The sequence below is a fragment of the Pseudomonas sp. A34-9 genome (assembly GCF_029543085.1).
GTDB lineage: Bacteria > Pseudomonadota > Gammaproteobacteria > Pseudomonadales > Pseudomonadaceae > Aquipseudomonas.
The window spans coordinates 3,713,864-3,738,924 of sequence record NZ_CP119967.1; the positions used below are offsets into that span (position 1 = coordinate 3,713,864).

Genomic DNA, 25,061 nt, shown 5'->3' on the forward strand with positions numbered 1-25,061 from the left:
TGACGGTCCTCCCGGCCCCACCTAGTCTGCCCAAAACACCCTTACAGCCAAACCGAGTTCACGAGAGGCAGGATGAGCAACTTCCCAATCGTCGCCACGGTTCTCTCAATGATCCTCGGGCTCTCCGTCACCCGCCTGCTGCTCGGCGCTTTAACGGTATTCCGCATCCGCCGCGTGGCCGCGCCCGACTGGGTGGCGCTGGTCTGGGCGGTGATGCTGTTCACGACCCAGCTAGAATTCTGGTGGGCCGTCAACGCACTGTCGGCGGTGAAACAGAGCTTCTCGTTTCTCGAATTTCTACTGTTGGTGATGCTGACACTGTCGCTGTTCGTCACGGCGGCGTTGCTGCTGCCGAGCCGCAGTGAGGATGAGCAGAACGGGTTGCGCGTGTACTTCGAACAGGATGGGCGCTATGCATTGCTGTCGCTGTCCACGTATCTGTGCCTGGGGCTGATCGTCAATGTCACGTTGTTTCAGGCCTCGCCGGTGGCGCTTTGGGGATTACTGGATGTGATCATGATTGTGTTGCCGGTTTGCGCGTTTGTGGCTCGGACGCGCAAAGCGTATGCGGCGATTACCCTGATTTACGTGCCCATCAGTGTCATCGACACGCTGATTTCGCTGGCGACCTGACGATTCAAGAACGCATTAACAAAAACAATCACCAGGGCTTCTACTGCCACGCCAGCGAAATCGAACTAACCTCCAAACTTGCGCGTTGGTCCAACGGCTGGATCGAACGTTTTCGAGGGGCTCAGGTTTCAGAAAGCTGCCCATCTCAACGACCCGTTTAAAAGCGTTCCGAAATACTTCCAGCAGGCTACAACGCCTTGCGCCGTTGCCTACGACTACGCCAGAATCCGCCGGCTTGTGCGCCGGGTGGGCGGGTTCTATCGTGGGTCGGTCACTGAATAGCAGTGACCGGGTTTGGTAGCCCGTGTATACAAGGTGCGCAATTTCACTATTGGCGAAAGTCTTCGCCTGGCTTTTATGGTGGTCATGCGCAGGGCGCTTTCGAGCGCGCCGGTTTTCCTTGTGTCCCGGTCTACCAACCTGTGCATGGCCGCCACCCATCGTTTGGTAGCGAGAGGGTGATGGCTCCTTTTAAGCGACACAAGGGAGTTACATCATGTTCAAAATCACACCGAATCCGCCAGAAACCGATCCGATCGCGGGCGGCGAATCCCCGGACGCAAAGAAATTCAACGAAGCCGTCGACCGCGCCCTCTCCCACTACCTCGGCCCTGCACCAGAAATCATGGGCACCCCGTATCAACCCAACACGATGTTTATCGTCAATAAAAAAACCAAGACTGAAGAACTGCTGGTGAATGCCAGTGAATCACTCGGCTCGGCTTCGGTGATGCTTGGGGATGTTATCGGGCTGGTGCAGGGACCGGCACGCAAGACACTGCAAGGCAATGCGCAGGTGGTAATGCTTGGGGAGTTGGCGGTGAATCGGGCGTTGGATAACGTGGTGCCGGTGGAGTAACGAAGTCCCCTCCATTGCGTCGCTGATGTGTCGTCATGGAGGGATCAACCAGAAAAGAGAATGGGTGATGTTGATGCGTTCTCGAATCAAACGTTCAGCGGCCTCGTCCTGCTAGCTCCCCTTTCATTCCATGTGGTCCGTGCTCTGCCTTTTATGCCAAACTTCGACTGACGTAATTTCTACAAGGATGTTTGAGATGTCGGGAAAACCTGCAGCTCGTATTACCGATCCCACTTCCTGCCCTCTGCCTGGGCATGGGGTCAATCCAATAGCCTCTGGATCTCCAGATGTTTTCTTCGACGGCTTAGCCGCCGCGCGACAAACAGACAAAAGCGCATGCGGAAGCGCAATTGTCGGAGACGTCGCCTCTACGGTTCTCATCAATGGCTTGCCTGCCGCAACCTTGGGTAGCACCGGCGCCCACGGCAACAATGTCATCAGCGGTTCCGGCACAATCATAATCGGCAACTCTCACACGCCCGCTCCATTTACACCACCACTGCCATTAGTCCTGCCGAACACCTTCGGTCAATCATTCAGCGTGCTTAACAGCGAAACTGGCGAGCCGTTGGCACTTAGGGATTATGTTGCCACCGTCGACGGAGTGACGATTACGGGCGTGACGGACGCGAGTGGCGTAGCTCATATAAAAGCCCCTTCGAAAGACTCAAAAATCTCACTGCATATCAAGTTCAATGCGCCAGCAAGAACGCTTGACGAACTATCGGAGGGGCAGTAATGGCCGAAAATTTTTCAACGAAAGCAACTGCTCAAAAAATTAAGCCCGGTGAGTTCATGTGCCCCATCCCCGTGAAAGTGGATGATCGAGCGGCGACAAGGGAGGCCATTATTAAAAACATCCGCTCATCCGGAGGCACCTTTACTGAACGCTCTAGCTGGGGAGCAGCCAAGGCAAAGCCGGACATGGAGAAGGATTGGGATTATTCAATGATTGCGCTGCATCATGCAGGCCGCTCATACGAGTGCACTCCGGGCGGCGCCAAGCAAATGAAAGGTGTTCAATCTCATCACATGGGCAACGGATTTGATGACATTGGCTACCACTATGCGATTGCTTGTGACGGAACGGTTCTTGAAGGCCGTGACATCAGATTTTTAGGATCAAACGTTCATCTCTTCAATACCGGCGTAATCGGTATTGTGCTTCTGGAGAACTTGACTACCGCAGAGGAAGGCGGAGACATCGTAGCGAAAGGCAGGGAAACACTGGAGTACTTTGGGGTCAGCACAACAAACGTCGTTCCTGCAACACAAGTTGATTCGCTGCTGCGTTTGATCCATGTGTTGAAGGGGGTTTTTGTCATTAAGAATTTTGGTGGCCATCGTGAGTACCCTGGCCAAGTGAGCGAAGGGAAAATCTGCCCCGGCAATATTGGCATGGAACTTGTGAGAAACATCCGAACCAAGACGGGACTTTTACCACCACCGAAGCCAGGTGCGGAGTGAAATATTTCATACTCGCAACTTTAACTTCGTTGCTACTCATTCTAAATATTGGCTTCTACAATGAAGTTTCTGACGCCGAGATCAATAGAATATTTTTCATTAAAAAGCATCCAACGTTTCGAGTGCAGTTTTTTAACATTCACGCCAATGATGGCAATCATCGACGCATAGAAAAACTAACGAGCGAGCAGAGACAGGACATCATGGACTACTGCAAATACAGATTAGGTATCGACTCAGAGGTAACGACCCAAGCCGATATCGAAATGTGCGCAAAGAGGTAGGCCCAATAGGTGGTTAATGAAGGGAGTATTTGGGACCAGACCACTTCAGATTATTTTGGTCTGCTCCCCGCTCCTGCCTTCTGCTATACCTTTGAAAGCTATTACCTGACAGAATTTTTGTTTAGACGCCGATAATTATCCTTCAACTCCTCTACCGACATTGACGGACGAAGGGTATGAACCATAGCGTGGCAATTCGGGCATAGGGGAACAAGGTCCTTTACCGGATCAATTTTATAGCGCTCAGACCTTGTGCTAATGTCAATTCGATGATGCACATGGATATATCCCTCACCAAAATCACCATACGTCCTTCCAAAGTTAAAATTGCAAACAAAACATTCGCTGCCATAGTGTTCAATACAGGCTGCACGTGCTTCTGGATTCCTCTCAACAGCGGTAGCCTTTATATCCCAGCGCCTTCCTTCTTCAAAAATTTCTTCTTTTATAATTCCTTGACTGTCGAATTCGAAAAGCGTCCAACGAGAGTTCTGCCCTAAACTTACCTTACCACCGACCTCTTTCCAAAGAGCATCCGCATCAATTGATGTTAAACATGCAGGCCGCTGATGCCCATAACCTTTAATTTGCCCAAAACCGCGTTCAAAAATATACGGCCCAACCACCTCAAAAACACAGCACCGCTTACTATTAGATGTAGCTATAACCAAATCACCCTCACCCATCCTATTATAGAGATTCCACAAGCTTGGCCCACCAAGATTAGAATTCTTCAATTCTGGATATGATCGAGAAATCAAACTTCTTATTCTTGGGGAGCCATCGACAGACGCATCACGCAAATCACCGATCTTACTCCACCCAATCGCAATTCGACTGCGCTGCTTCATTTCCTGAATTGCATCAGCACTTTCCTCATGATGGGCTACGAGCCGCCAAACTTTCATTTTTGAACTCCTTTTTTACTCTGATGGCTACTCCGGCACTCGCAATTAGCTCACGGCGTGATGCGTTGTTGCCCTTACCTCTTCTTAAATACCTTACTCACGTAATACCTAAAACTCCACCGATCCTTCGGCCGAGGCTTATAGTGCGTTTTATTCCTCTGCCCCGGCTCCCCTCCCACCCCACTCGCCGTGTAGTAATAAAGCGCAATCGATCGACGCGTAACGCCTTCAGGCGTAGTCAACGGCTCCGGATGCCCATGGTTACTGTCCTTATCCGTATTAAAAATCACACACCGGTTATAAACCGGCAGCACCCTCTTCAGGCACTTCTTCATCCCCACATCCCAAAGCTCCAGGTTGCCGCCGTACGCCTCCTGCCAGTCCTCGGTCAGATAGATAATCACGTTCAACCGCCGCTCGACATTGAGCTTTTTGTTCAGCCGGAAATCCGAGTGCACGCCCAGGAAGCCGCCAGTTTTGGTCTCGTGCAACCCGCCACCGACAAAGTAGGGATCAGGGATCAGACCTTGAATGCCGGTGAGTTTTTCGAGGAATTGCAGCATGGGTGCGGAGTTGAAGGTGTTGAACAGGTTCTTCAGGTATGGGCTGCAGGCGTTGGGGCTGATCTGGCGTTTGAGTTGGCCTTTGTAACCGCGCTCGTAGGTCTGTTCGTTTTCGGTCGGTTCGACCGGGAAGTGTTCGCGGATGCTGGTGATGACGTCTGCTTGCAGGAAGTTGTCGATGACGATGTGCGGGAATGGCGTGGCTTGGCTGTATTCGCTGGTCAGCGATTCGCCGAAGGCGCTGGCGGCGTTTTGGTCGAAGTCGAGTTCTGGGGACAGGGTGATCGGAAGTGTTTGTGTGTTGGCTGGCATTGCCGCTCCAATTAACTTGAATGCTTTCAGGTCTTGTCAAACAGGGCCGAGCGCTGGAGGCGTCGCCGCTCTTTGTTGGCTGAGTACAGATGCGATCAGGTTGCCATGTCGGCAATGGCCTGCCGAGTGTCCTTTCTCTAAACGTGGCGCGGCGCTGTAACGGCATGTTTCTGGCTGTCACAAACGCGTCATATTTCCTCTGCTAATCTCCTCGGCGCCCTGCCCTACACCCCAGTCATAGAGCCCCCAAACGAAGGTGCCGCCAAGGTGTTCCCGACTCCCGTTCGCCAGCAAATCATCCTGCGCTCCGACAACCTTCGTTCGGACGACTTCGGTGCGCTGTTTTCCAGATTGTTTGGCAACCGCTATGCCGACAATCCGCCGCTACCGTCGAACATCATCATCGGTGGCGTCTACGGTCGTCACGATGGCGTGAGTTTTCGGCGGATGCATTATCACGGTGATTTCACCGTCGCTTTCCCCGATCCACAGGATGAGATCACGTTCGTCATCCCCACTGCCGGCAAGATCGTTTTCAACCACGCCACCGAGTCCATTGGTATGTCGCACGTGGGGCTGGCGATCGATAAGGCAGATATCCGTTCGATGCGCTTTCTGGATGATCACGCGCATCACGGGATGTCGATCAGTCGTCTTCAGCTCACCGAGCGACTGTCGGCGCTGTTGGAAAAACCGATTGTGCAGAAGATCGTTTTTGAACCCAGCGTGGATCTGAGTTCGGCGGCGTTTCAGGGGATCAAGGCGTTGATTGATCTGGCGACGGGGACGGAGTTTGATTTGTTGATCAACAGCGGGACGTTGATGCCGTCACGGTTGCGCGAGATGTTGGTTGATGCGGTGCTGGAGGCTTGGCCGCACAACTTTTCCGAGGCGTTGCGGCGGCCTGCGGCGATGGTTGCGCCGCGACATGTGAAGTTGGCGGTGGAGTTTATTCAGGCGCATCCGGAGCAATTGGTCAGTGGTGTGGAGCTGGCGCGGTTGAGCCATGTCAGTCAGCGCGCATTGCAGGAAGGGTTTCGGCGGTTTGCCGGGATGTCGATTGTGGCGTATCAGCGGCAGGTGCGGCTGGAGCGGGCTTATGAGGTGTTGAAGCAACGGCATTGCGGGTCGGTGACGGAGGTGGCGTTGCGGTTCGGGTTTAGTAATGTGGGGCGGTTTTGTCAGTATTTTCAGGGGGCTTATGGGGTGAGTCCAGGGGACTTGAGAAGTGGTTTTCGCTCGCTGTGCTGAGCAATTTGCGATGCTCTCGCCAGGGCGTTCGATCTTTTTTAAAGGCGCAGCGGCCGCATACCGCTGCCTTACAACCTGGCGGCGCGTTACTGGAAATCGAAAAACGCTGAAAGGCTCGAGGCTACCATTAGAGCCCTACTGCAATGATGGCAAAATGACTAAACTTCAGCGACACACATCGAGACGTCTCGACCGGGACTCTCGCGGCATATAAGGAGATATTATGCAACGGACTTACCTATCAGATACTAATTCTGACTATAAATGCCTTGAGAACTACTTATCTAATGGTGAATTCGGCAAGTTGCCGGATAAAGAATCCCATATCTTGCAGCATGATGGTTTAAACAATGCGGCGATTTTAGAATTTGTCAGACAAGGGAATCCTGAGTTCGTATCTCTAGACTCAAACAACGAAGTACTGAACGGCATTAACGATCTACTGGATGCTCACGTACTGCCAACTCGCTACGACGCACCCACTAGCTTCCACTTACTCGATTCTTTGGTTGCAACGCTTAGAAGCACCGTTGAGCGATTAGGCATCGATACAAAAAACTTTCCACTTCATGCGACTGTACCAACAGGAATGATCAACGCAATGGTTGTTGATCTGCCCTGCTCTTCAACACCCTTCCTGCTTTTTGACTCGCAACTATTCATCTTTTGCAACTTAATCTCAAAAATATACGCACAATGCCTCTTCCCCGCTGCGGGCACGAACTTCGTCAGCGCAGATACAATAAAAACAACAATCGCTAACGATCCGGGCATTTCTTTACGTTTGACCGGATTACTGGATGCCCTTGTAAGAAATGGAAGGCCCGGCACATCAAAACCTTTCCCTGTCGATTCTAGAACTGTAAGGCTGGCACATGATCTCTGCAGGGGGATGGAGCTTTTCATAGTCGCCCATGAATTTGGCCATGTGTATGCCGGACATCTTGATACCCCGAATTCAAGTTTTCACATGTCTGAGGCAAGCTCCGAGATCCCAAGTTCACATAGAAAAGAATACGAAGCCGACTACGCGGCCTTGATTTTCACTACCCATGCCTTAGAACACGAACACTGGGATTTTTGGCAGATCAATTCTTCTATTAAGCTATTCTTCTCGACTCTCGACCTGATCAACCGCTATGCCGACTATATTACTAATGGGCCAAACAGAAAATTTACAAGTAAAGAAAGCGAAACTCACCCTTCTAATGAAAATAGAAAGAAATCCATCGATATCGCGATAGGCGAACTTGAAATACCAGCTGTGCAAAGGAACCTGGCCAGCCACCACGGGATTTTGATTGAGGAGGCTACGCAGTTGCTTTGGTCCTCCATTACAAAAGACAAGGGCACACTCGGGAGGAATGATCCCTGCTCATGTGGTTCCGGATTGAAATATAAAAAGTGTTGTTCAGCGTAAATTCACTGAAAAATAGACCTTTGCGAAGGTCTATTTTGATGTAGGCGACAAGCTATTTAATATTGGCTCGACACTGCTGAAACCTTGGTCAATTATAGCTTCAAATCCTTGAGATATTTATACAACCCAACACCCTGCTTAAAGATCTTCCACTTCAAGCGGTCATCTTGGCGCAGCGATAAAGCGGCGTACAATCCCTTCGGACTCTTCAGATTCTCCCGCCTGACTCCTGATATAGCACGACAGGAAAACTCAAGCTGATCCCGAATGCTTTTGTAAGCGGTCTCGACAGTTGTTTCTTCGATGGGTAATTGAATGGAAAGATATGCGCCATTGACCTCCGTAAAAAGCAAAAGCATCGGAAGATCCTGAGTACTCTCCAATTCAAAGAGCTCGATAATTTCTCGATTTTCCTCGGGTTCAACCCATATGGGCACCATCATACTCATAGACCCCCCAGGAAATTTGGGGCAACTATGCTCGCCCTGCGCGGGACGAATTGAAAAAACAGCAAAATCCTCCCCGGTGATTTTATTGAACGCCTTCCAATAATGCTCATCGCACAAGACTTTTATGAGATTAGGATGCTCATCCCCGTATAAAACAACACCAAACATTTGAGCAACTTCATTGTTTGAATTGTATTCGTGCACGAGCGTCTTGAATCTACTCATATCGCGTCCATTAACATTTAAATAGTCTTCCATATCGACGCCTTGAAATATCGCCTAATTCAAGGGTCACAATTGTTCAATGACCTCTTTTCCGGTTTGAACGGAGCCATGATAGTCGTATTCAATAGCTACTCGCCACTACTGATTAATGGCCTCGGACTCAATAAAACAATGCATAGCACCAGCACCCGGCATCACTGCAATATGTCGGGAATACTTCTCCCTGGCTCGTGCGCCCGGCCCGACCGCTAGCTGCGCAGCCGAGCCCGGTCCCCATTAAAACGCATAGCTGGCCTTGAGGCCGCCGTTGAAGCCGTGGCTGTCGCCGCCGCCATTGGCGCCGATTTCTGCGCCCAGGCTCAGGGCGCCGAGGCTGGCCATGAGGTTGACGCCGCCGCTGTATTGGTCGCGGTTGTCGAAGGCCGCGCGTTGTTCGATGTCGAGGCCCAGCAGGTGGCTTTGGCTGTCGATCTGGTTGTCGCCCAGTGTGCGTTCGTATCCCACTTGCACGCCGGGCACCAGTTGCCAGCTGCCCATCGCTACCGGGGCAAATGCGATGTTGAGGTTGGCGACGGCGCTGCGGCGGGTGGCGGTGTTGTCGTCGACGTCGAGGGCCAGTTCGCTGCCCTTCTCTTTGAAGCCGTTGAGGTCGAGGTGGCTGACGCGGAAACCGAGGCTGGGTTCGAAGGTCATGCCGTTGACCGGGGTGCGATAACCGAGGGCCACGGTGGCGCCGGTGAGGTTTCCGTGGGTGTTGCCCTTCGCGGTGCCGAGGCCGCCGCCGAGGTCGCGTTTGCTGTCGTAGTCGACGTAGCCGGCGCTGGCGTTGGCGTCGAGAAACAGGCCGCGTTCCAGACTGGTGAAGCCGTAGCGGGCGCCGACGTTGAGGAAGGTAAAGTCGGTGTCGGCTTCGCCACCTGCGCCGCCGACGGTGCCTTTGCTGTAGCCGAAGCCGCCACGGGCGCTGAGTTGTTCGCTGAAGCGCTGGGTGATGCCGACCATCAGGCCTTGGCTGTGTTCGTTGCTGCTTTGCGCGTGGGCCGAGCCGTCGGTGCCGAGGTAGCCGGCGAGCGCGGTGGTCCAGAGGCGAAATTGGCCGACCTTGAGGTCGCTGCCGCTGGCGAACGGTGCGGCGGCTTGTTCAATCATCGCGTTTTGGCGCAGCAGGTAGCTGGCGGCGTCGGCGTGCACCTGGCCACCGACCTGGGATTCGACACCGCCGAGGGTACCGGCGTCGATGGCCGATTGCAGGTAGTAGTTGTAGGCGCTGTAGGTGCCGGACAAGTCAGTGTTCTGCAGCTCGCGGAGCAATTCAGCGCCGGCAGCGGCGTTGCCGATCAACCCGGCCTGACCCGGCAGGCTGTTGTACTCGACCAGTTTGCCGCGCAGAACGTAGATGGTTTCCTGGGACAGGCCGAGGCCTTGCTTGAGGTAGTTGTCCATGCTGCCGTATTGCGCGGTAACTTCGTCGAGGCCGGCCTGAAGGTAACTGGCCTGCACGCCGAGCAACGGCTCGTAAATGGCTGCCATGCTCGGCGGCAGAGCTTTGAGCGTGGCGGCGACGCGGGCGGCGGTGTAGTCGTTGGTCGCGAGGTAGTTGGCCATGATCGTTGTGTTGTCGACACCGGCGATGCTCTGCAACACGGCGGCGGTCCAGCCGGTGCGATCCTTGCCGGCGGTGCAGTGGAACAGTTGCGCGCCGTCGGTGCTGGCCAGTTCGTTGAACAGTTTGTTGAACTGACCGCGCATGCCCGCGTCGTTGACGAAGGCGCGGTTGGTCTGCTCCATCATGGCGATGGCGTCGGCGGCGCTTTTGAAGGAAATGTTGGTGATGTTCGAGCCAGAGGTGGTGGAGCCGATGATGTCGATGTTCTGGTAGGTCGCGCCGCTCAGCATCGTGTCGGGGGTGGCGGCGATTTCGCTGGGGGTGCGCAGGTCGTAGATGGCTTTGATGCCGAGGCCGTTGAGGGTTGCCAGATCGCTGGCAGTCGGCGTCAGCGCGTTGGAACGGTAGAACACCCCGGCGCGCATCGTGCCGTCGTGGGCCGTGGTGTACGCGGTGGTGATGCCGGCGACGTCGCGGAAGTTGTCGATGCCTTGCAGGCGCGGCGTGTCGAGCAGCACGGGCTCGGCAGCGTGGGCGGCGGCGATGGACAGGCTCAGAACGGACAGCGAACACAGAAGACGTTGAAACACGGTGCAGCCTCATTTCGGTTGGCGTTGGGCTGCCTACTATCTGCACTGAATTGACACGAAATATGACAAATTCGCGTAGCGTGAAAATGCCTGCGCGAACGGGCCGTGGGGTGCGTGAATTGTCCATCGGGTCGGATGGTGGAGTTTGCGCGGCGACACTGTAGGAGCGAGCTTGCTCGCGAATGCGGTGGGTCAGCTAAGGTGATGTTGGCTGACAGGGCCCCTTCGGGAGCAAGCTCGCTCCCACAGGGTTCTTCGGCATGCTGGATATCCTGGATTTCACACAAATGTTGTAGGAGTGAGCCTGCTCGCGATAGCGGTGGGTCATTTAGCAATGATGTGGCTGATAGACCGCGATCGCGAGCAGGCTCACTCCTACAGGGTTTTTTGGGCTATTGGAGGTCTGTGGTTTGCCACAAACCTGTGGGAGCAAGCCAGCGCCCACAGGATTGTCGTATCAGAAAAAACTGCCCTCGTCGCTGCGCACGCCAGCCACAATCTGCGCGATCGCCGGCCCATGCTTCAATTGGTCTGGCTGACAACCTTGATGTGCGTGATACCTACTCGCTCGGCATGTTCGAGGATCTGCTCGGGCGTTGAATCCGCGGTGGGCATGATCAAGCCGTTTTCTGCATCGCCCAGATGCAGTTCCAGCAGATGCATCGCGGCTTCGTGCCTGGCCAACTGCTCCTCCTTGAGTTCAAGCAGAAAAGTCCGAGGCTCGCCGTTAAATCGATATTCGATGTGATAGGTGTACATGATGTCATCCGCGTCAGTAGGAAAAGGCAACTGATTATCCTGACGCGGTGGTCAGTTTTTAGTTCAAATTGAATCGCCTCTCAGGCCGGTATGGATTTCAAGGCAAACTTTTTCCTTGCCGAGGCGTCCCTTTCTTAAACCCCCAACCGGCTGATTTCAGCCAAGGACTGGCGATGACCTTCTTCATTTTTCTTCTGGCCTGCGCAGCAGCGGCAACCACCGGCGTGATGTTCAAGCCGGGGCCGTGGTACGAAGCGCTGAACAAACCGGGTTTTACCCCGCCGAACTGGGCTTTCCCGGTGGCCTGGACGATTATCTATCTGCTGCTGGCTTGGGCCGGTTATCGCTTGAGCCTGATCCCCGGCAGCCAGACCGTGCTGGCGCTATGGGCGGCGCAGATTGCACTGAACACGCTATGGACGCCGGTGTTTTTCGGCGCGCATCAGGTGTTGGCGGCGATGGTGATTCTCACCGTGTTGTGGCTGGTGGTCGCGGCGATGGTGGTGCTGGCGATACAACTTGACCTGATCACTGGCTTGATCCTGTTTCCTTATCTGGCGTGGCTGTGCGTGGCGGCGGCGTTGAATTTTTCCATCCTGATCAAGAACCGCTGATGACCAGTGCCAATTGGGGTACTGAAACACCGTGGCCGCAGGGCGAACGCGAGTTGGCGCAGGTGCGCGCCTTCAACAGGAAGCTGGCCTGGCTGCCGCGCTTCAAGATCCGCAATCGCCTGACGCCGCGTTTGATTCAAGCGCTGTTGCGCGTCAGTCAGGTCGGCGGTTCGGGCGCGTTGCGCAAGTTTGGCCTCACGGCCGAGCGCAAGCTGATTGATAAAGTGCCCGTGCGGATCATCCGCCCCAAGGGCCCGGCGAAAGGCGTGGTGCTGGATTTTCACGGTGGCGGCTGGGTGATTGGCAATGCGCAGATGGATGACAACTTCAATGCGGCCATCGCCGACAGCTGTCAAGTGACCGTGGTTTCGGTGGATTATCGACTGGCCGTGTCCACGCCCATCGAAGGCTTGCTGGAGGATTGCCTCAACGCCACTCGTTGGTTGTTACAAGAGGCTGAGTTCGCCGGCCTGCCCGTCGTGGTAGTCGGTGAATCGGCGGGCGGCCATCTCGCGGCGGCAACCTTGCTGGCGCTGAAGCAATGGCCGGATTTACTGCAACGCATAAGCGGTGCGCTGCTGTATTACGGCGTCTACGACCTCACCGGAACACCCAGCGTACGCAACGCGCCTGCGGACACACTGGTGCTGGACGGCCCCGGCATGGTCGAGGCGTTGCGCCTGCTGACGCCCGACATGACCGACGAGCAGCGCCGCCAGCCTCCGTTGTCTCCGTTGTACGGCGACTTCAGCGGCTTCCCGCCTGCGCTGCTGTTTGCCGGCGAACTCGATCCACTGCGCGACGACACCCTCGACATGGCCAAACGCTGGGCGCAATCGGCGCCGGTGGAAATGTACATGCTGCCCTCCTCGCCCCACGGTTTCATCCACTTCCCCACGGCCATCGCTCAGGGGGTTCTGGCCTACAGTCGGCAATGGATTTCGGCACGCATCGAGGCCGACATTCAAGCGCTTTGAAGCGCTGTGGCTTCGTACAACTGCCGATAGACCGCGACCAGTTGTTCGAGGGTAAACGCCAGATTGCGCCCGCTGGGATTGGGCAGCACCCAGACCGCCGCACCGCCGAAAGTTTCCGGTTGAAGCCCCCAGACAATGGTTTTTTTCCCGGAGAGCCCCGCGTAAGCCGCTTTGCCGAGAAACGCTACATGCTGCGGTTTAAAGTGGGCCATCTTCGCTTCGAAATCCGCCGCAGCGGCGACAAACTCCTGCGCCGAGACCTGATCCGCCCGCGCAGTTGGCCGTGCGACCAGCGCCGTCAATCCACAGCGGTACTGCAGAATCGAGCGATCGTTTTCCGGGCGGACTTCTTCGGGCGTGAACCCGGCCAGATGCAGAGTGCGCCAGAACCGATTGCTGCGCCCGGCAAAATGGTGTCCCTGCTCTGCCGCCAACAACCCCGGATTGATCCCGCAAAAGACCACTGAGAGTTCATCCGCGAGAATGTCTTCAAGGCCTTTCATGGCCGCGCTCAGCCGCAGATCACGCTGACGGCGTTGCGCACGATCGCGGTCAGTTCGTCACGGGATTTGCCTGCTCGCGCGCGGATCGAAATGCTGTGCAGCAGCGAAGAAGTGATCACTGCCAGCGCGGCGAGGTCGCTGTCGGGTTTCAGTTCGCCAGCGTCGATTGCCGTTTGCAGACGTGCTTCCAGATCAGCGTCCAACTGGCTGAGGCGTGCCGATAGCACATTGCGGATTTCCGGGTCTTCGACCGCTTCGGTGGTCGCCGTACCGATGGCAAAGCAGCCGCGAGGCTGGCCGTCGCCCGAGAAATAGATCGCCAATTGCCCTTCGTAAAAACCGCGCAACGCCTGGGCCAGGGTCAGGCTGCTGTCGGTCAGCGCGGCCTGCATGGCGGCGTGCGCGGTGTCCCAATATTGATCCAGCGCCTTGATGTACAGCGCGTGTTTATCACCGAACGCGGCGTACAGACTTGGCCGGTTCATGCCTGCGGCGGTGGCGATGCTGTCCAGCGAAGCGCCGGAATAACCGGTGTTCCAGAACACGCCAAGGGCCTGTTGCAGCGCTGTTTGCGGGTCATAGGCGCGAGGACGGCCGCGGCCTTTTCCTTCTGTCGATTTATTTTGTGCCATGCCGTACAAATTCCTTGCAAGGAGGGGAAGTCGCTCATATTCTTACATCATCGCACAAAATTAGGGAACCAGAAATTCCCTGGTCAACAGCTTTGTTGTTGCGCAGTTCGAATGGGCTGTAGCAACGACGAACAGCGGTAAGGAGCGATCCTCCCCCGCCGCGCACCGATTTGATTTTTCGCAGCCATTAATCACGTCGCGGCCACAGGCGATTGCCCCGGTCGGCCCGATGTCCCGTTTGCGCTTCAGCATTTTGGATAGAGCAGATCATGACCCAGCCAATTGATCTCACCGCAGTACATGCCAGTGCCCAGCCGATCCGGGATCTGGCGGACGCCCCGCCAAAAACACCGCTCAAGCAAAAGCTGCGGCCACTGTTGATGGCCGGCCTGCCCGCGCTGTTCGCGGTCATCGGCTACAGCCAATACCGGGCGAACGAGCCTTACGTTTCCACCGACAACGCCTATGCCCGCGTGGCCAAGGCATCGATCAATGCACGGGTGTCCGGGCAAGTGGTCGAGATTGCCGTTGATGACAATCAACCTGTGCGCAAAGGCCAGGTGCTGTTTCGCATCGATCCCCAACCGCTGCAGATTGCGGTCGACCGCGCCGAAGCCCAGCTAGGCAATGCTCGCCTGCGCATCGACGGCCTCAAGGCCAGCTATCGCCAGCAACAGGCCGAACTGCAATCGGCGCGAGCATCGGCGGACTACGATCAGAAAGAATTCGTCCGCAAAAAAGCGCTGATCGCCAGCGAGTTTGTTTCGCGGGCGGCTTATGAGCGCGCCGACACCGACCTGAAAGTCTCACGCCAACGCATCGCCGCGATCGAGCAACAGATCGCCAGCACCGTGGTCGCCCTCAACGGTGATCCTGACATCGCCATCGACCGCCACCCGACGGTGCGTGAAGCCAAGGCTCAGCTCGACGAGGCGCAGCTTTATCTGTCCTACGCCACGGTGATCGCACCGGCAGACGGCATCGTTGCCAAGGTCGACGACTTGCAGGTGGGCAATTACGTGAGTAACGGCAGCGCGGCGTTCGCGCTGATTTCCGACCGCGAGACCTGGGTCGAAGCCAACTTCCGCGAAACCCAACTCACCCACATGCGCCCCGGTCAAACGGCGACGATCACGCTCGACACTTATCCTGACCGGCCCTTCAAGGCCCACGTGATCAGCATGAGTCCCGGCGCCGGCGCGGACTTCGCCCTGCTGCCGCCAGAGAACGCGACCGGCAACTGGGTCAAGGTCGTGCAACGGGTGCCGGTGCGCCTCGAACTCGATGACGCCGACCCGGCCATGCCGCTGTTCTCCGGCACCAGTGCCACGGTTGAGGTCGACACCGGCCACCGCACGCCTTGGTGGTATCCATTCAAGTCGTTGCTCAGCGCGGGGTAATGGGTGATGAACAACACTGCTGATCTGCGTGCATTGCGCTTCGTCGCTTTACTGGCGACTTATCTGCAATCGATGAATCTGCCGTTGCCCAATGCCGCGCTGCGTTTGATCCAAGGCAGTCTGTCGATGACTGACGATCAGGCCGGATGGATTTTCACGGCTTATCTGGCCGCCAGCGCGATCACTTTGCCGGTCGCCCAGTGGCTCGCCGCCGCCTTCGGCTTGAAGCGGGTCTATCAGATTGCCCTGGTGCTGTTTGCCCTCGGTCTGTGGCTCGGCACATTGGCCAGCACGCCGCTGGAATTCATCGCCACGCGCATTCTGCAAGGCCTGGCCAGTGGCGTATTGGCGCCGCTGTCGATGGCAATTGCCGTGGAAACCTTGCCCGCTGAAAAGCGTCCTGCGTTCGGCGCGAAATGGACAGCGCTGGTGCTGTTCGGCATCGTCAGCGGGCCGAGCATTGGCGGCCTGATCTGCGAGTACTTCGACTGGCGGCCCATGTTCTACCTCAGCCTGCCGCTGATCGCGTACATCTTCCTGGTGGTGACGTTGCTGCTCGCCGAGAAAAAAGCCGAGCAGCGTCCGCCGTACGACTTTTTCGGTTTCGGCACCTTCACCCTCGGCATGATTAGCCTGCAGATGCTCCTCGACCGTGGCGAGCGCCTGGGCTGGTTCGACTCGCTGGAAATCTGCATCGAAGCGCTGACCTGCGCGCTCGGGCTGTACCTGTTCATCGTGCATCGGTGGACCGCCAAGGTGCACTTTGTCAGCAAGGCGTTGCTCGGCGATCGCAACTTCGTGCTGGCGACGGTGATGTTCTTCGCCCTCGGTTTCGTCCTGCTGTCGACCATGGCGCTGACCTCGCCGATGCTCGACGAAATCATGGGCTACCCGCCGGACACCACCGGCTTCCTGACCATCCCGCGTGGCATCGGCCTGGTCGGCGCGTTCCTGCTGATGGGCCGTGCGCCGAACTGGATCGACACACGGCTGTTTATTGCCGCCGGTATCGCGCTGGTCGTCTACGCCAATGGGCTGATGCTCGGCTACTCGCCGCTGATGGACTGGACGCCCGTGGCCTGGAGCGGATTCATTCAAGGCGTCGGCCTCGGCGTATTGATGCCGGCGCTGAGCAAGGTCGCGTTCAGCACTCTCAACCCGGCATTGCGCCCGGAAGCCACCGGTCTGTTCAACCTGATGCGCGTCTATGGCAGCACCCTCGGTGTGGCAGTGGTGCAGATCTTTTTCTTCAACAACACCCAGGCCATGCACGTCGCGCTGGTCAGTCAGCTGACGCCCTACAGCACGGCACTGCCGACCTCGTTATCGGCGCTGGAAGGTTTGAATCACCTGGTGACCCATCAGGCCGCGTTCGTCGCAGTCATGGGCCAGTTCAAGATTCTGATGCTGGTGATGCTCGCGGTGAGTCCGCTGTTGCTGTTGCTGCGCAAACCGGCTGCGGCCAACTGATCTTTGTGGAGTCTGCAAAATGAAAACGTCTACGCGCTTCACTCGTTCAGCAATCCCCGGAACCTTCAGCGCATTGGCCCTGATGGTGATGCTCTCGGCCTGCACTGTCGGCCCTGTTTTTCAGCGTCCCGCCGCCAGTTCGTCAGAACACTACGATGAACAAGCCGAGCAATCCTCCGGCGCTCAACGCTTCGACATGGGCCAACGCCTGCACGGCGATTGGTGGACGGCACTGCGCTCGCCGAAACTCGATCAAGTGATGCGCCGCGCCATCGACGGCAACCTTGAACTGGTCGCCGCTGACGCAACGTTGCGCCAGGCCGCCGCGTCAGTTGCCGCAGCGGAAGGCGCGCTGTACCCGCAAGTGGATTTCGCGGCGGCGGGCGGTCGTCAACGCAGCCACAATGGACCGCAGCCGAGCGTTGCCAATGTCTACGCCATCGGCCCGCGAGTGGCATTCGATCTGGATGCCTTCGGCGGTATCAAGCGTGAAGTCGAAGGCCAGCAGGCGTTGGCCGATTTGCACAAACACCGCTACGAAGCGGCCTACCTCACACTGACCGGTGAAGTGGCCCGACAGGCGTTGCTCATCGCCTCGGCCAACGCGCAGATCGCGGCCGTGCAAACGCTGCTGGCCAATGACACAAAGAACCTTAATCTGGTACAACGCGCTCAGCAGAGCGGCAGCACCACGCGCATTGATGTGTCGCTGGCCGAAACCCGCCTCGCTCAGGATCGCACCCTGCTGCCGCCCCTCGCCCAGCAGCGTGATGCGGCGCGGCATGCCTTGTCGATTCTCGCTGGCAAAGGCCCGGCCGACTGGATCGCGCCGGACTTTACCCTCGACGACTTTGCCTTGCCAGCGACGCTGCCGGTCAGCCTGCCCTCGGAAACCGCGCGCACCCGGCCGGACATCCTGCAGGCCGAAGCCGAACTGCACATGGCCAGTGCCGCCGTGGGCGTAGCGACGGCCAATCTCTATCCGCGTATCGAACTGTCGGCCTCGTTGGCGCAAGCCGCTTCCGGCAATGGCGGCGCGGCGCTGTGGGGCTTTGCTGCCGGGCTGACCGCGCCAATCTTCAATGGCGGCACGCTGAAAGCCGAGCGCCAGGCCGCCGTCGATGGCTACAACGCCTCACTCGCGCGTTATCAGCAGACGCTGATTCAGTCGTTCGGCCAGGTCGCGGACAGCTTGCAGGCGATCCATCACGGCGCCGAACAAAACCTTGCGCAGGACGATGCATTGCGCGCCGCTGACAGCAGCTTGCGACTCAACCAACAGGCTTACGCCCAAGGCGAAAACAGCGTTCTGCAAGTGCTCGAAGCCGAGCGTGCCTACGAGCAAGCGTTGCTCGGGCAGATTCAGGTGAAGACCGCGCGCTATCTCGACACCGTGCAGTTGTACGTGGCGCTGGGCGGCAATGCCGTCGGTGTCTTCGAGCAGAAAATCGCCGCGCGAGCCGGCACCGAGCAAACACCGCTGTAACCACCGACACTGGAGAAAAACCATGACTTACGAAGCCTTTCACGGTGCGCTTCGCGACACCCGCTGGCCGCTGAACAACGGCGCTGGCTCGATGCCGGCCGTTGGCTTTGGCACGTTGTTCCGCGATTTGAGCACCACCACTGAAGCGGTCAAATGCGCGTTGGAGGTGGGTTTCCGCCATTTCGACTGCGCCGAGCGCTATCGCAATGAAACGCAGATCGGCGTGGCGTTTCAGCAGGTTTTTGCTGCCGGCCAGATTCGCCGTGAAGACGTGTTCATCACCACCAAACTGTGGAACACCAACCACCGGCCCGAGCGGGTCAAGCCTGCCTTCGAGGCGAGCTGTCAGCGTCTGCAAACCGACTACATCGATTGCTACCTGATCCACACGCCGTTCGCTTTTCAGGCGGGGGATGATCAGGACCCACGGGATGTGTTCGGCCATGTCATTTACGATGGCGAGATCACGTTGCTCGACACCTGGCGTGCGCTGGAAAGTCTGGTGGACGAAGGTCGCTGCAAGTCCATCGGCCTGTCGGACATCACTTTGCAGGCGCTGAAAGAAATCGTCGCACACGCCCGGATCAAACCGGCCGTGGTGCAGATCGAGTCGCACCCGTACCTGCCGGAATGGGAAATGCTCGAGTTCTGCCAACAGCAAGGCATCATCCTTCTGGCGTTCGCGCCGCTGGGCCACGGGATGCAACCGAACGTCCTTGCCGACGCTGTGCTGACCGGCATTGCCCGACATGTGCAGAAGACCCCGGCGCAAGTGGCGCTGGCGTGGGCGGTGCAGCGTGGCACGGCGTTTCTGACGACGTCAGCGACGCCGAGCCATATTCAGGAGAATTTTGATATAGCGACATTGCCGCAACGGGCGATGCGTGAGATCAAGGAAGATATCAGCACGCGGATCCGTTTCAATTCGGTGGTGGAAACCGGGGTGCCGGGGTTTATTGCTGGGCGTACGGCTTGAAGTCGGTGGCGTGACGCAGAGTGTAACCCTCACCCCCGGCCCTCTCCCGGAGGGAGAGGGAGCCTGATCGCGTGCTATTCAAATCCTGAGTTCGACTTGATCTTTCAGGTCGGCGGACAGCGCAAGACACCTCGGTCAGTCCCCTCTCCCTTCGGGAGAGGGTTAGGGTGAGGGGCCGCCATAAAAAGTGAACCGCGATTCACCAACACCACACAACCCACCATAAGGCGGAACAACGATGGACGTTTTCCAGAGCATGCGGTTCTTCGTCGCCGTCGCGCAAAGCGGCAGCTTCACAGCGGCCGCCGAGTTGCTCGACACCACCACAACCAACGTCTCCAAAGCCGTGTCGGCCCTTGAAGCCCGCTTGCACACACGTCTGATCAACCGCACCACCCGCCGCCTCGCCCTGACCGAAGCCGGGCTGCGTTACCTGCAACGCTGCGAGCGCATCCTCGACGATGTCCGCGAGGCCGACGAAGAAGCCGGCACTGCGCAAACCCTGCCCGTGGGCCGCTTGAAAATCCATGCGATGTCGGCCATCGGCAACCACTACGTGATCGACGCCATCGCCCGCTATCGCGAGATTCATCCCACGGTGATGTTCGACCTGACCCTGACCAACCGCGTGCCGGACCTGCTCGAAGAGGGCTACGACATGTCCATCGTATTGGCCCGCGAACTGCCGGATTCCGGCTTCGTCGCGCAGCGTCTGGGCATCACCTACAGCATCCTCTGCGCCTCACCCGCGTACCTGGAAAAACGCGGCACACCGCACTCGCCCGCCGCCCTGGGCGAACACGAGTGCCTGCGCATCGTCAACACGGTAATGCCGGTGGAGCACTGGACGTTCGAAGGTCCGCAAGGCCTGGAGACCATCACCATTCCCCTGTCACCCTTCCACATCAACACCGCCGACGGCATGACCATCGCGATCAGAAAAGGCATGGGTATCGGCATTCAGCCGATAGCGTCGGCCGTGGATGGCCTGCGTGCGGGGACGTTGGTGCGGGTGTTGCCGGAGTACCGGCTGGAGGAGTTGAACCTGTTCGCGATCTATCCGTCGCGCAAGTTCGTTGATGCGAAGACCAAAACCTGGGTGGATTTTCTCAAGCAGTCGATCCCGGAATTACTGGCATCGGATGAAGATATTGCGGGAGCAAGAAAGCACTGAGCGCAGCAGACAAGGAGTGTCGACCCTCCCTTCTCTGCACTGAATCAACTGGAGCAGCCAGTGCCCATGACCTGGTATTGCAAAACATGGCGCTCGCCATGGGAATCTTCATAAGTCATCTGAACCGGCACCGGTGCACACTCGTTCGCCGGCTCAGTGATCGAGATCACATGTTCGATATCGAGTTTTGTCGAGTAGGCATAGGTTTCGACCGGCAGGTTTTGCGTTTCTGTCGTACCCGCATAGGCCTGTGCGCCCAGACTGCCAAGCAGTAACGCCATTGCGATTTTCATTGCGTTCATGAGGTTCACCGTCTCGTTGAGTTGACCGCTTCAGCGTGATTGCTGGCGGCTTGAGGACGATGCTAGGGAATGACGGTGGCGGGAAAAATCGGGCGACGGGACAAACACTGTTGCCAAATCGGAGGGGAATGGCAGCGCACGTGTCAGAGGGGGGTTCAATCCGAGGCGGAGGATTTATATTCCGGAATCAACAGCGTCACCTCTTATCGGTCTGCCGCAAATGGCTACGCTCAGGCGAGGTAAAAGAAGTACAGCGCCAAACCCAGCAACTGCATGATCAACAGGATCGCAAGCAGGTGATTGCAGCCCTTCCACACCTTGCTCACCGGTTGGTTTTTGGCCACTCGGTAACGAAGATAGCTGTCGAGTGAAAGCGACGCCGTGGGAATGAGCACGAACAGAAACGTCAAAAAGAAATTAAACATTTCCTTTGCCCATCGACTCCCAACATGAAACCGGATTTGTTCGCTGCATCGTGCGCTGCTCAAGTCGTCTGAGCAGACAGCTTAGCTGATCGGCATGCCCCCGGAATCCGTGGGGTCCTGCAACGCAGCGATCCCGGGCAATAACACTTAGTGGGGACAAGTCGGTGAAGTGCAAACCCGCAAAGCCGCCATTCAATGGCAGAATCCCCTGACCCTGAAGATTTCGGAGACCACAATGCTGCGCGTGTTTGAACAACGGCTCGACCCCTTCCCCCCCGACGAAGCGCCCCCTCCGCCCGTTGGCCTGATGCGGTTCCTGTGGGCCTGCACGCGCGGTGCACGCGGTTATATCCTGGCGCTGGCGCTGCTCAGTGCCGGTGTTTCTATCTACGAAGCCTGGCTGTTTTCCTTTCTCGGCCAGGTCGTCGATCTGCTCTCAACGTGGCAGGCCGGCGGTGGTGTCAACGCGCAAGAGAGTCGCATGCTCTGGGGCATCGGCATCGTGTTGTTGATCAGCATCGGCCTGGTGGCGTTGCGCACCATGGTTCAGCACCAGATCCTGGCGATCAATTTACCGTTGCGGCTGCGCTGGGACTTTCACCGGCTGATGCTGCGGCAAAGCCTTTCGTTCTTCTCCGATGAGTTCTCCGGACGGGTCACGACCAAGGTCATGCAGACCGCATTGGCGGTGCGCGAAGTCTTGTTCACGCTCATCGAAATCGCCCCCGGCATCGGCGTTTACTTCATTGCGATTATCGCCCTCGCCGGCGGCTTTGCGCTGAAACTGATGCTGCCATTCATTATCTGGGTCGCGTTGTTCGGGCTGGCCATGGTGTATTTTGTGCCGCGTCTGGGCCAGGTCGGCCAGGAACAGGCCGATGCGCGATCGTCGATGACCGGACGCATTGCCGACGCTTACACCAACATCACCACGGTGAAACTGTTCTCGCACTCCAAACGCGAAGCGCACTTCGCCCGCGCGGCGATGGAAGATTTCAAGCTCACCGGTTTTCGCCAGATGCGCCTGGTCAGTCAGTTCGAAATCGTCAATCAGGCGCTGGTGGTCGGGCTGATTATCGGTGCCGGCGGTTATGCCCTGTGGCTGTGGCACCTCGGCCAGGTCGGCACCGGCGCGGTGGCGGCGATCACCGCGATGGCGCTGCGCATCAATGGCATGTCGCACTGGATCATGTGGCAAATGACCTCGCTGTTCGAGAACATCGGCACCGTGCAGGATGGCATGGCCACCCTCACCCGTGGCCCCAAAGTGCAGGACGCGCCGAACGCCGGCGTGCTGGTGCCGGCTGGCGGCGCGGTGACGTTCGACAAGGTCAATTTCAACTACAACGGCGAACGCCAGGTCCTCGACAACCTGAGCCTGAGCATCCGCGCCGGCGAAAAAATCGGTCTGGTCGGCCGCTCCGGTGCGGGCAAGTCGACGCTGATCAATCTGCTGCTGCGTTTCTATGATGTCGACAGCGGCGAGATTCGCATCGACGGCCAGAACATCGCGCAGGTGAGCCAAGACAGCCTGCGCAGCGCCATCGGCATGGTCACCCAGGACACATCGCTGCTGCACCGCTCGATTCGCGACAACATCGCCTACGGCCGCCCGGACGCCAGCGACGAAGATATCCGCCGCGCCGCCGCCAACGCGCAGGCCGACGGCTTCATCGGCCAACTGAGCGACAAGCAAGGCCACAGCGGCTACGACACTCTGGTCGGTGAACGCGGCATCAAGCTCTCCGGCGGCCAGCGTCAACGCATCGCCATCGCCCGGGTGATGCTGAAGAACGCGCCGATCCTGCTGCTCGACGAAGCCACCAGTGCGCTGGACTCCGAAGTCGAAGTGGCCATTCAGGAAAGCCTCGATGAAATGATGCAGGGCAAAACCGTGATCGCCATCGCCCATCGGTTGTCGACGATTGCCGCGATGGATCGACTGATCGTCATGGATGAGGGACGGATTATCGAGCAAGGAACGCACGCAGAACTGCTGAACAGAAACGGCATTTATGCACGGCTCTGGCAGCATCAGAGCGGCGGGTTTCTGGGTGAGGATCAGGGCGTGGCGGCGGCGATGGATCAGGCTTGAGGTCCCCACATGATCCCTCCTGGTGCCGGCGACTTACCGGTTTCATTGACCCCAACAGGAGGGTTTATGGGCAATTGCGTAACCAGGCAAGAACCATACGGATGCGGAATCTGCAGTGATAACCCTTCGAAGCGAGCCGTCCCGCCCTACCCTGCCGACGTGACCCTCGCCGCCGGCGCAGGATGACGCGACGTCACCAGGCCAATAAAGGAAATCGCCAGCGCCAAGCCAATGGTGGTGGTGACTTCGGTGCGGTGCTCGGGGGTGATCATCATCACCGCCAGCGCGGCACAAATGAACACGATTACCAACCACGTCAGCCACGGAAACAGCCACATGCGAAAGGTCAGTTCGACCTTGCGCTGACGCAATATCCGGCGCATGCGCAGCTGCGATACAGCAATCGCCAAGTACACCAGCAAGGCAATCGCACCGGAGCTGGCCAGCAGGAATTCGAACAGCCCGGCCGGCATGAAATAGCTCCACACGGTGATCGACGCACCGAGCACGGTGCTGGCGATAACAGCGGCCCGTGGTACGCCTGCCGAGGAGGTTGTCTTGAGCATTTTTGGCGCGTCGCCACGCCGGCCCAGTGAGTACAACATGCGCGAGGCAATGTAGATCGAGGAGTTCATGCAACTGGCTACGGCAATCAGCACGACCACGTCGACCATGAACTTGGCGTGCGGAATGTTCATGATTTCCAGGGCGCGCTGATAAGAGCCGACCGAGGCCAGCAACGGATCATTCCAGGGCACCACGGAGATCACCACGAAGATCGACAGCAGGTAAAACACACCGATGCGCCAGATCACCGAACGCGTGGCCTTGGCTATGTTTCGCGACGGATCGTTCGATTCGGCGGCGGCGATGGTCACCGCTTCCGTGCCGATGAAGCTGAACATGATGGTGATAAAAGCGCCAACCACCGCTGACAAGCCATTGGGCGCAAATCCACCGTGCTCGGCCATCAAGCCGCTCAAGCCGCTGACTTCTCTGTCGGGAATCCAGCCCATCAACACGGCAAACCCGACACCGATAAAACCAATGATCGCCACGACTTTGGCCATGGCGAACCAGAATTCGAACTCACCGTATTTGGACACACTGAACAGGTTGGTCACCACCAGCGCAATGATCGAGCCCAACGCAAACAGCCAGGCATCGACCTGCGGGAACCATTGGTTAAGCACATGCCCGGCCGCCAGCGCTTCGATAGGAATGACCAACACCCAGAACCACCAGTAGAGCCAGCCAATGGTGAAGCCGGCCCAGCGCCCGATCGCCTGGTCGGCATAAGTGGAAAACGAGCCGGTGTCCGGATTGGCCACCGCCATTTCGCCGAGCATGCGCATGACCAGCACGACGAGCAACCCCGAGAACAGATAAGCCAGCAGAACCGCCGGCCCCGCCGCCGCAATGGCGTGCCCCGAGCCTACGAACAATCCGGCGCCGATAATCCCGGCAATGGACAGCATGGTGACGTGACGAGGCTTGAAGCCCTGCGCCAATTGGCTACTCGAATCCGTTGAGTTCGGGCTGATCATTGGTTTTTTTATTCTCTGCTGATCGACATTCAAGCGAACTGATGTGGGCAAACGATCACCGTCGTTGCCCGTTGAACTCCCCGAAAGAAGCCCTGCTCAACCGCCGCAGTTCTTATCATGATCTGGCTTAATGA

General features: G+C 57.5%; 24 protein-coding genes. 14 read left to right on the forward strand and 10 right to left on the reverse strand.

Features of this window, described 5'->3' with window-relative positions; translation table 11 throughout:
- The first annotated feature begins 72 nt into the window (after nt 1-72).
- The 4 genes from P3G59_RS16510 (at nt 73) to P3G59_RS16525 (ending at nt 2,959) form a co-directional block, all read left to right on the forward strand.
- Nucleotides 73-633, forward strand: coding sequence for a hypothetical protein (locus P3G59_RS16510; protein ID WP_277758105.1), 561 nt, complete (start codon nt 73-75; stop codon nt 631-633).
- Nucleotides 634-1,129: 496 nt separating this feature from the next.
- Entirely contained in the window at nt 1,130-1,492 is a 363-nt protein-coding gene (locus P3G59_RS16515; RefSeq protein WP_277758106.1) for a hypothetical protein, read from the forward strand.
- A gap of 196 nt (nt 1,493-1,688) precedes the next feature.
- Nucleotides 1,689-2,231, forward strand: coding sequence for a PAAR domain-containing protein (locus P3G59_RS16520; RefSeq protein WP_277758107.1), 543 nt, complete (start codon nt 1,689-1,691; stop codon nt 2,229-2,231).
- Nucleotides 2,231-2,959: an N-acetylmuramoyl-L-alanine amidase gene (locus P3G59_RS16525; RefSeq protein WP_277758108.1), complete on the forward strand. Its 729-nt coding sequence runs from the start codon at nt 2,231-2,233 to the stop codon at nt 2,957-2,959. The genes P3G59_RS16520 and P3G59_RS16525 overlap by 1 nt, the downstream gene beginning before the upstream one ends.
- Nucleotides 2,960-3,344: 385 nt before the next feature.
- Here P3G59_RS16525 and P3G59_RS16530 read toward each other — a convergent pair whose 3' ends face one another.
- Entirely contained in the window at nt 3,345-4,151 is an 807-nt protein-coding gene (locus P3G59_RS16530; RefSeq protein WP_277758109.1) for a hypothetical protein, read from the reverse strand.
- A 74-nt stretch (nt 4,152-4,225) separates the two neighbouring features.
- Nucleotides 4,226-5,026, reverse strand: coding sequence for a 2OG-Fe(II) oxygenase (locus tag P3G59_RS16535; protein ID WP_277758110.1), 801 nt, complete (start codon nt 5,024-5,026; stop codon nt 4,226-4,228).
- A 267-nt stretch (nt 5,027-5,293) separates the two neighbouring features.
- Here P3G59_RS16535 and P3G59_RS16540 point away from each other — a divergent pair, with 267 nt between their 5' ends.
- Together P3G59_RS16540 and P3G59_RS16545 are read left to right on the forward strand one after the other, a co-directional pair.
- Nucleotides 5,294-6,277 (forward strand): AraC family transcriptional regulator, encoded by a 984-nt coding sequence (locus P3G59_RS16540; RefSeq protein WP_277758111.1) that lies wholly within the window; start codon nt 5,294-5,296, stop codon nt 6,275-6,277.
- 223 nt (nt 6,278-6,500) lie between these two features.
- A complete protein-coding gene (locus tag P3G59_RS16545) occupies nt 6,501-7,697 on the forward strand; it encodes an SEC-C metal-binding domain-containing protein (protein ID WP_277758112.1) in 1,197 nt (398 codons plus the stop codon).
- Nucleotides 7,698-7,789: 92 nt separating this feature from the next.
- Here the strand turns inward: P3G59_RS16545 and P3G59_RS16550 are convergent, their stop codons facing one another.
- From P3G59_RS16550 to P3G59_RS16560, 3 genes are all read right to left on the reverse strand, one after another.
- Nucleotides 7,790-8,404 carry a hypothetical protein gene (locus P3G59_RS16550; RefSeq protein WP_277758113.1) on the reverse strand — a complete coding sequence of 205 codons (615 nt, stop codon included), beginning with the start codon at nt 8,402-8,404 and terminating at the stop codon, nt 7,790-7,792.
- A 243-nt stretch (nt 8,405-8,647) separates the two neighbouring features.
- Nucleotides 8,648-10,567: a tyrosine-protein phosphatase gene (locus tag P3G59_RS16555; protein WP_277758114.1), complete on the reverse strand. Its 1,920-nt coding sequence runs from the start codon at nt 10,565-10,567 to the stop codon at nt 8,648-8,650.
- A gap of 522 nt (nt 10,568-11,089) precedes the next feature.
- Complete coding sequence (locus tag P3G59_RS16560; protein WP_277758115.1) at nt 11,090-11,356, reverse strand: hypothetical protein; 267 nt, start codon at nt 11,354-11,356, stop codon at nt 11,090-11,092.
- Nucleotides 11,357-11,499: 143 nt separating this feature from the next.
- Between P3G59_RS16560 and P3G59_RS16565 the strand changes: the two genes are divergently transcribed.
- Entirely contained in the window at nt 11,500-11,940 is a 441-nt protein-coding gene (locus P3G59_RS16565; protein WP_277758116.1) for a TspO/MBR family protein, read from the forward strand.
- On the forward strand, nt 11,940-12,917 hold the full coding sequence (locus P3G59_RS16570; RefSeq protein WP_277758117.1) for an alpha/beta hydrolase: 978 nt from the start codon (nt 11,940-11,942) through the stop codon (nt 12,915-12,917). The genes P3G59_RS16565 and P3G59_RS16570 overlap by 1 nt, the downstream gene beginning before the upstream one ends.
- Here P3G59_RS16570 and mug read toward each other — a convergent pair.
- Together mug and P3G59_RS16580 are read right to left on the reverse strand one after the other, a co-directional pair.
- Nucleotides 12,905-13,420 carry a G/U mismatch-specific DNA glycosylase gene (gene mug / locus P3G59_RS16575; protein ID WP_277758118.1) on the reverse strand — a complete coding sequence of 172 codons (516 nt, stop codon included), beginning with the start codon at nt 13,418-13,420 and terminating at the stop codon, nt 12,905-12,907. The two genes, P3G59_RS16570 and mug, sit on opposite strands and share 13 nt — an antisense overlap.
- A gap of 8 nt (nt 13,421-13,428) precedes the next feature.
- A complete protein-coding gene (locus P3G59_RS16580) occupies nt 13,429-14,052 on the reverse strand; it encodes a TetR/AcrR family transcriptional regulator (protein WP_277758119.1) in 624 nt (207 codons plus the stop codon).
- Nucleotides 14,053-14,321: 269 nt separating this feature from the next.
- On the opposite strand from P3G59_RS16580, the gene P3G59_RS16585 reads away from it, so the two are divergent.
- The 5 genes from P3G59_RS16585 to P3G59_RS16605 all read left to right on the forward strand — a co-directional run bounded on the left by P3G59_RS16585 (nt 14,322) and on the right by P3G59_RS16605 (nt 20,558).
- Entirely contained in the window at nt 14,322-15,452 is a 1,131-nt protein-coding gene (locus tag P3G59_RS16585; protein ID WP_277758120.1) for an HlyD family secretion protein, read from the forward strand.
- Between the two features lie 6 nt (nt 15,453-15,458).
- Nucleotides 15,459-16,922: a DHA2 family efflux MFS transporter permease subunit gene (locus tag P3G59_RS16590; RefSeq protein ID WP_277758121.1), complete on the forward strand. Its 1,464-nt coding sequence runs from the start codon at nt 15,459-15,461 to the stop codon at nt 16,920-16,922.
- Between the two features lie 19 nt (nt 16,923-16,941).
- Complete coding sequence (locus P3G59_RS16595; protein ID WP_277758122.1) at nt 16,942-18,408, forward strand: efflux transporter outer membrane subunit; 1,467 nt, start codon at nt 16,942-16,944, stop codon at nt 18,406-18,408.
- 22 nt (nt 18,409-18,430) lie between these two features.
- Entirely contained in the window at nt 18,431-19,384 is a 954-nt protein-coding gene (locus tag P3G59_RS16600) for an aldo/keto reductase (RefSeq protein ID WP_277758123.1), read from the forward strand.
- Nucleotides 19,385-19,622: 238 nt separating this feature from the next.
- A complete protein-coding gene (locus P3G59_RS16605; RefSeq protein WP_277758124.1) occupies nt 19,623-20,558 on the forward strand; it encodes a LysR family transcriptional regulator in 936 nt (311 codons plus the stop codon).
- Between the two features lie 44 nt (nt 20,559-20,602).
- On the opposite strand, the gene P3G59_RS16610 is transcribed toward P3G59_RS16605, so the two are convergent.
- Both P3G59_RS16610 and P3G59_RS16615 read right to left on the reverse strand, forming a co-directional pair.
- Nucleotides 20,603-20,860, reverse strand: a complete 258-nt coding sequence (locus P3G59_RS16610) for a DUF2790 domain-containing protein (protein ID WP_277758125.1) — start codon at nt 20,858-20,860, stop codon at nt 20,603-20,605.
- 230 nt (nt 20,861-21,090) lie between these two features.
- Nucleotides 21,091-21,285: a hypothetical protein gene (locus P3G59_RS16615; RefSeq protein ID WP_277758126.1), complete on the reverse strand. Its 195-nt coding sequence runs from the start codon at nt 21,283-21,285 to the stop codon at nt 21,091-21,093.
- A 235-nt stretch (nt 21,286-21,520) separates the two neighbouring features.
- Between P3G59_RS16615 and P3G59_RS16620 the strand changes: the two genes are divergently transcribed.
- Entirely contained in the window at nt 21,521-23,380 is a 1,860-nt protein-coding gene (locus P3G59_RS16620) for an ABC transporter ATP-binding protein (protein ID WP_277758127.1), read from the forward strand.
- A gap of 146 nt (nt 23,381-23,526) precedes the next feature.
- Here P3G59_RS16620 and gabP read toward each other — a convergent pair whose 3' ends face one another.
- Entirely contained in the window at nt 23,527-24,927 is a 1,401-nt protein-coding gene (gabP, locus tag P3G59_RS16625; protein ID WP_277758128.1) for a GABA permease, read from the reverse strand.
- Nucleotides 24,928-25,061: the final 134 nt, after the last annotated feature.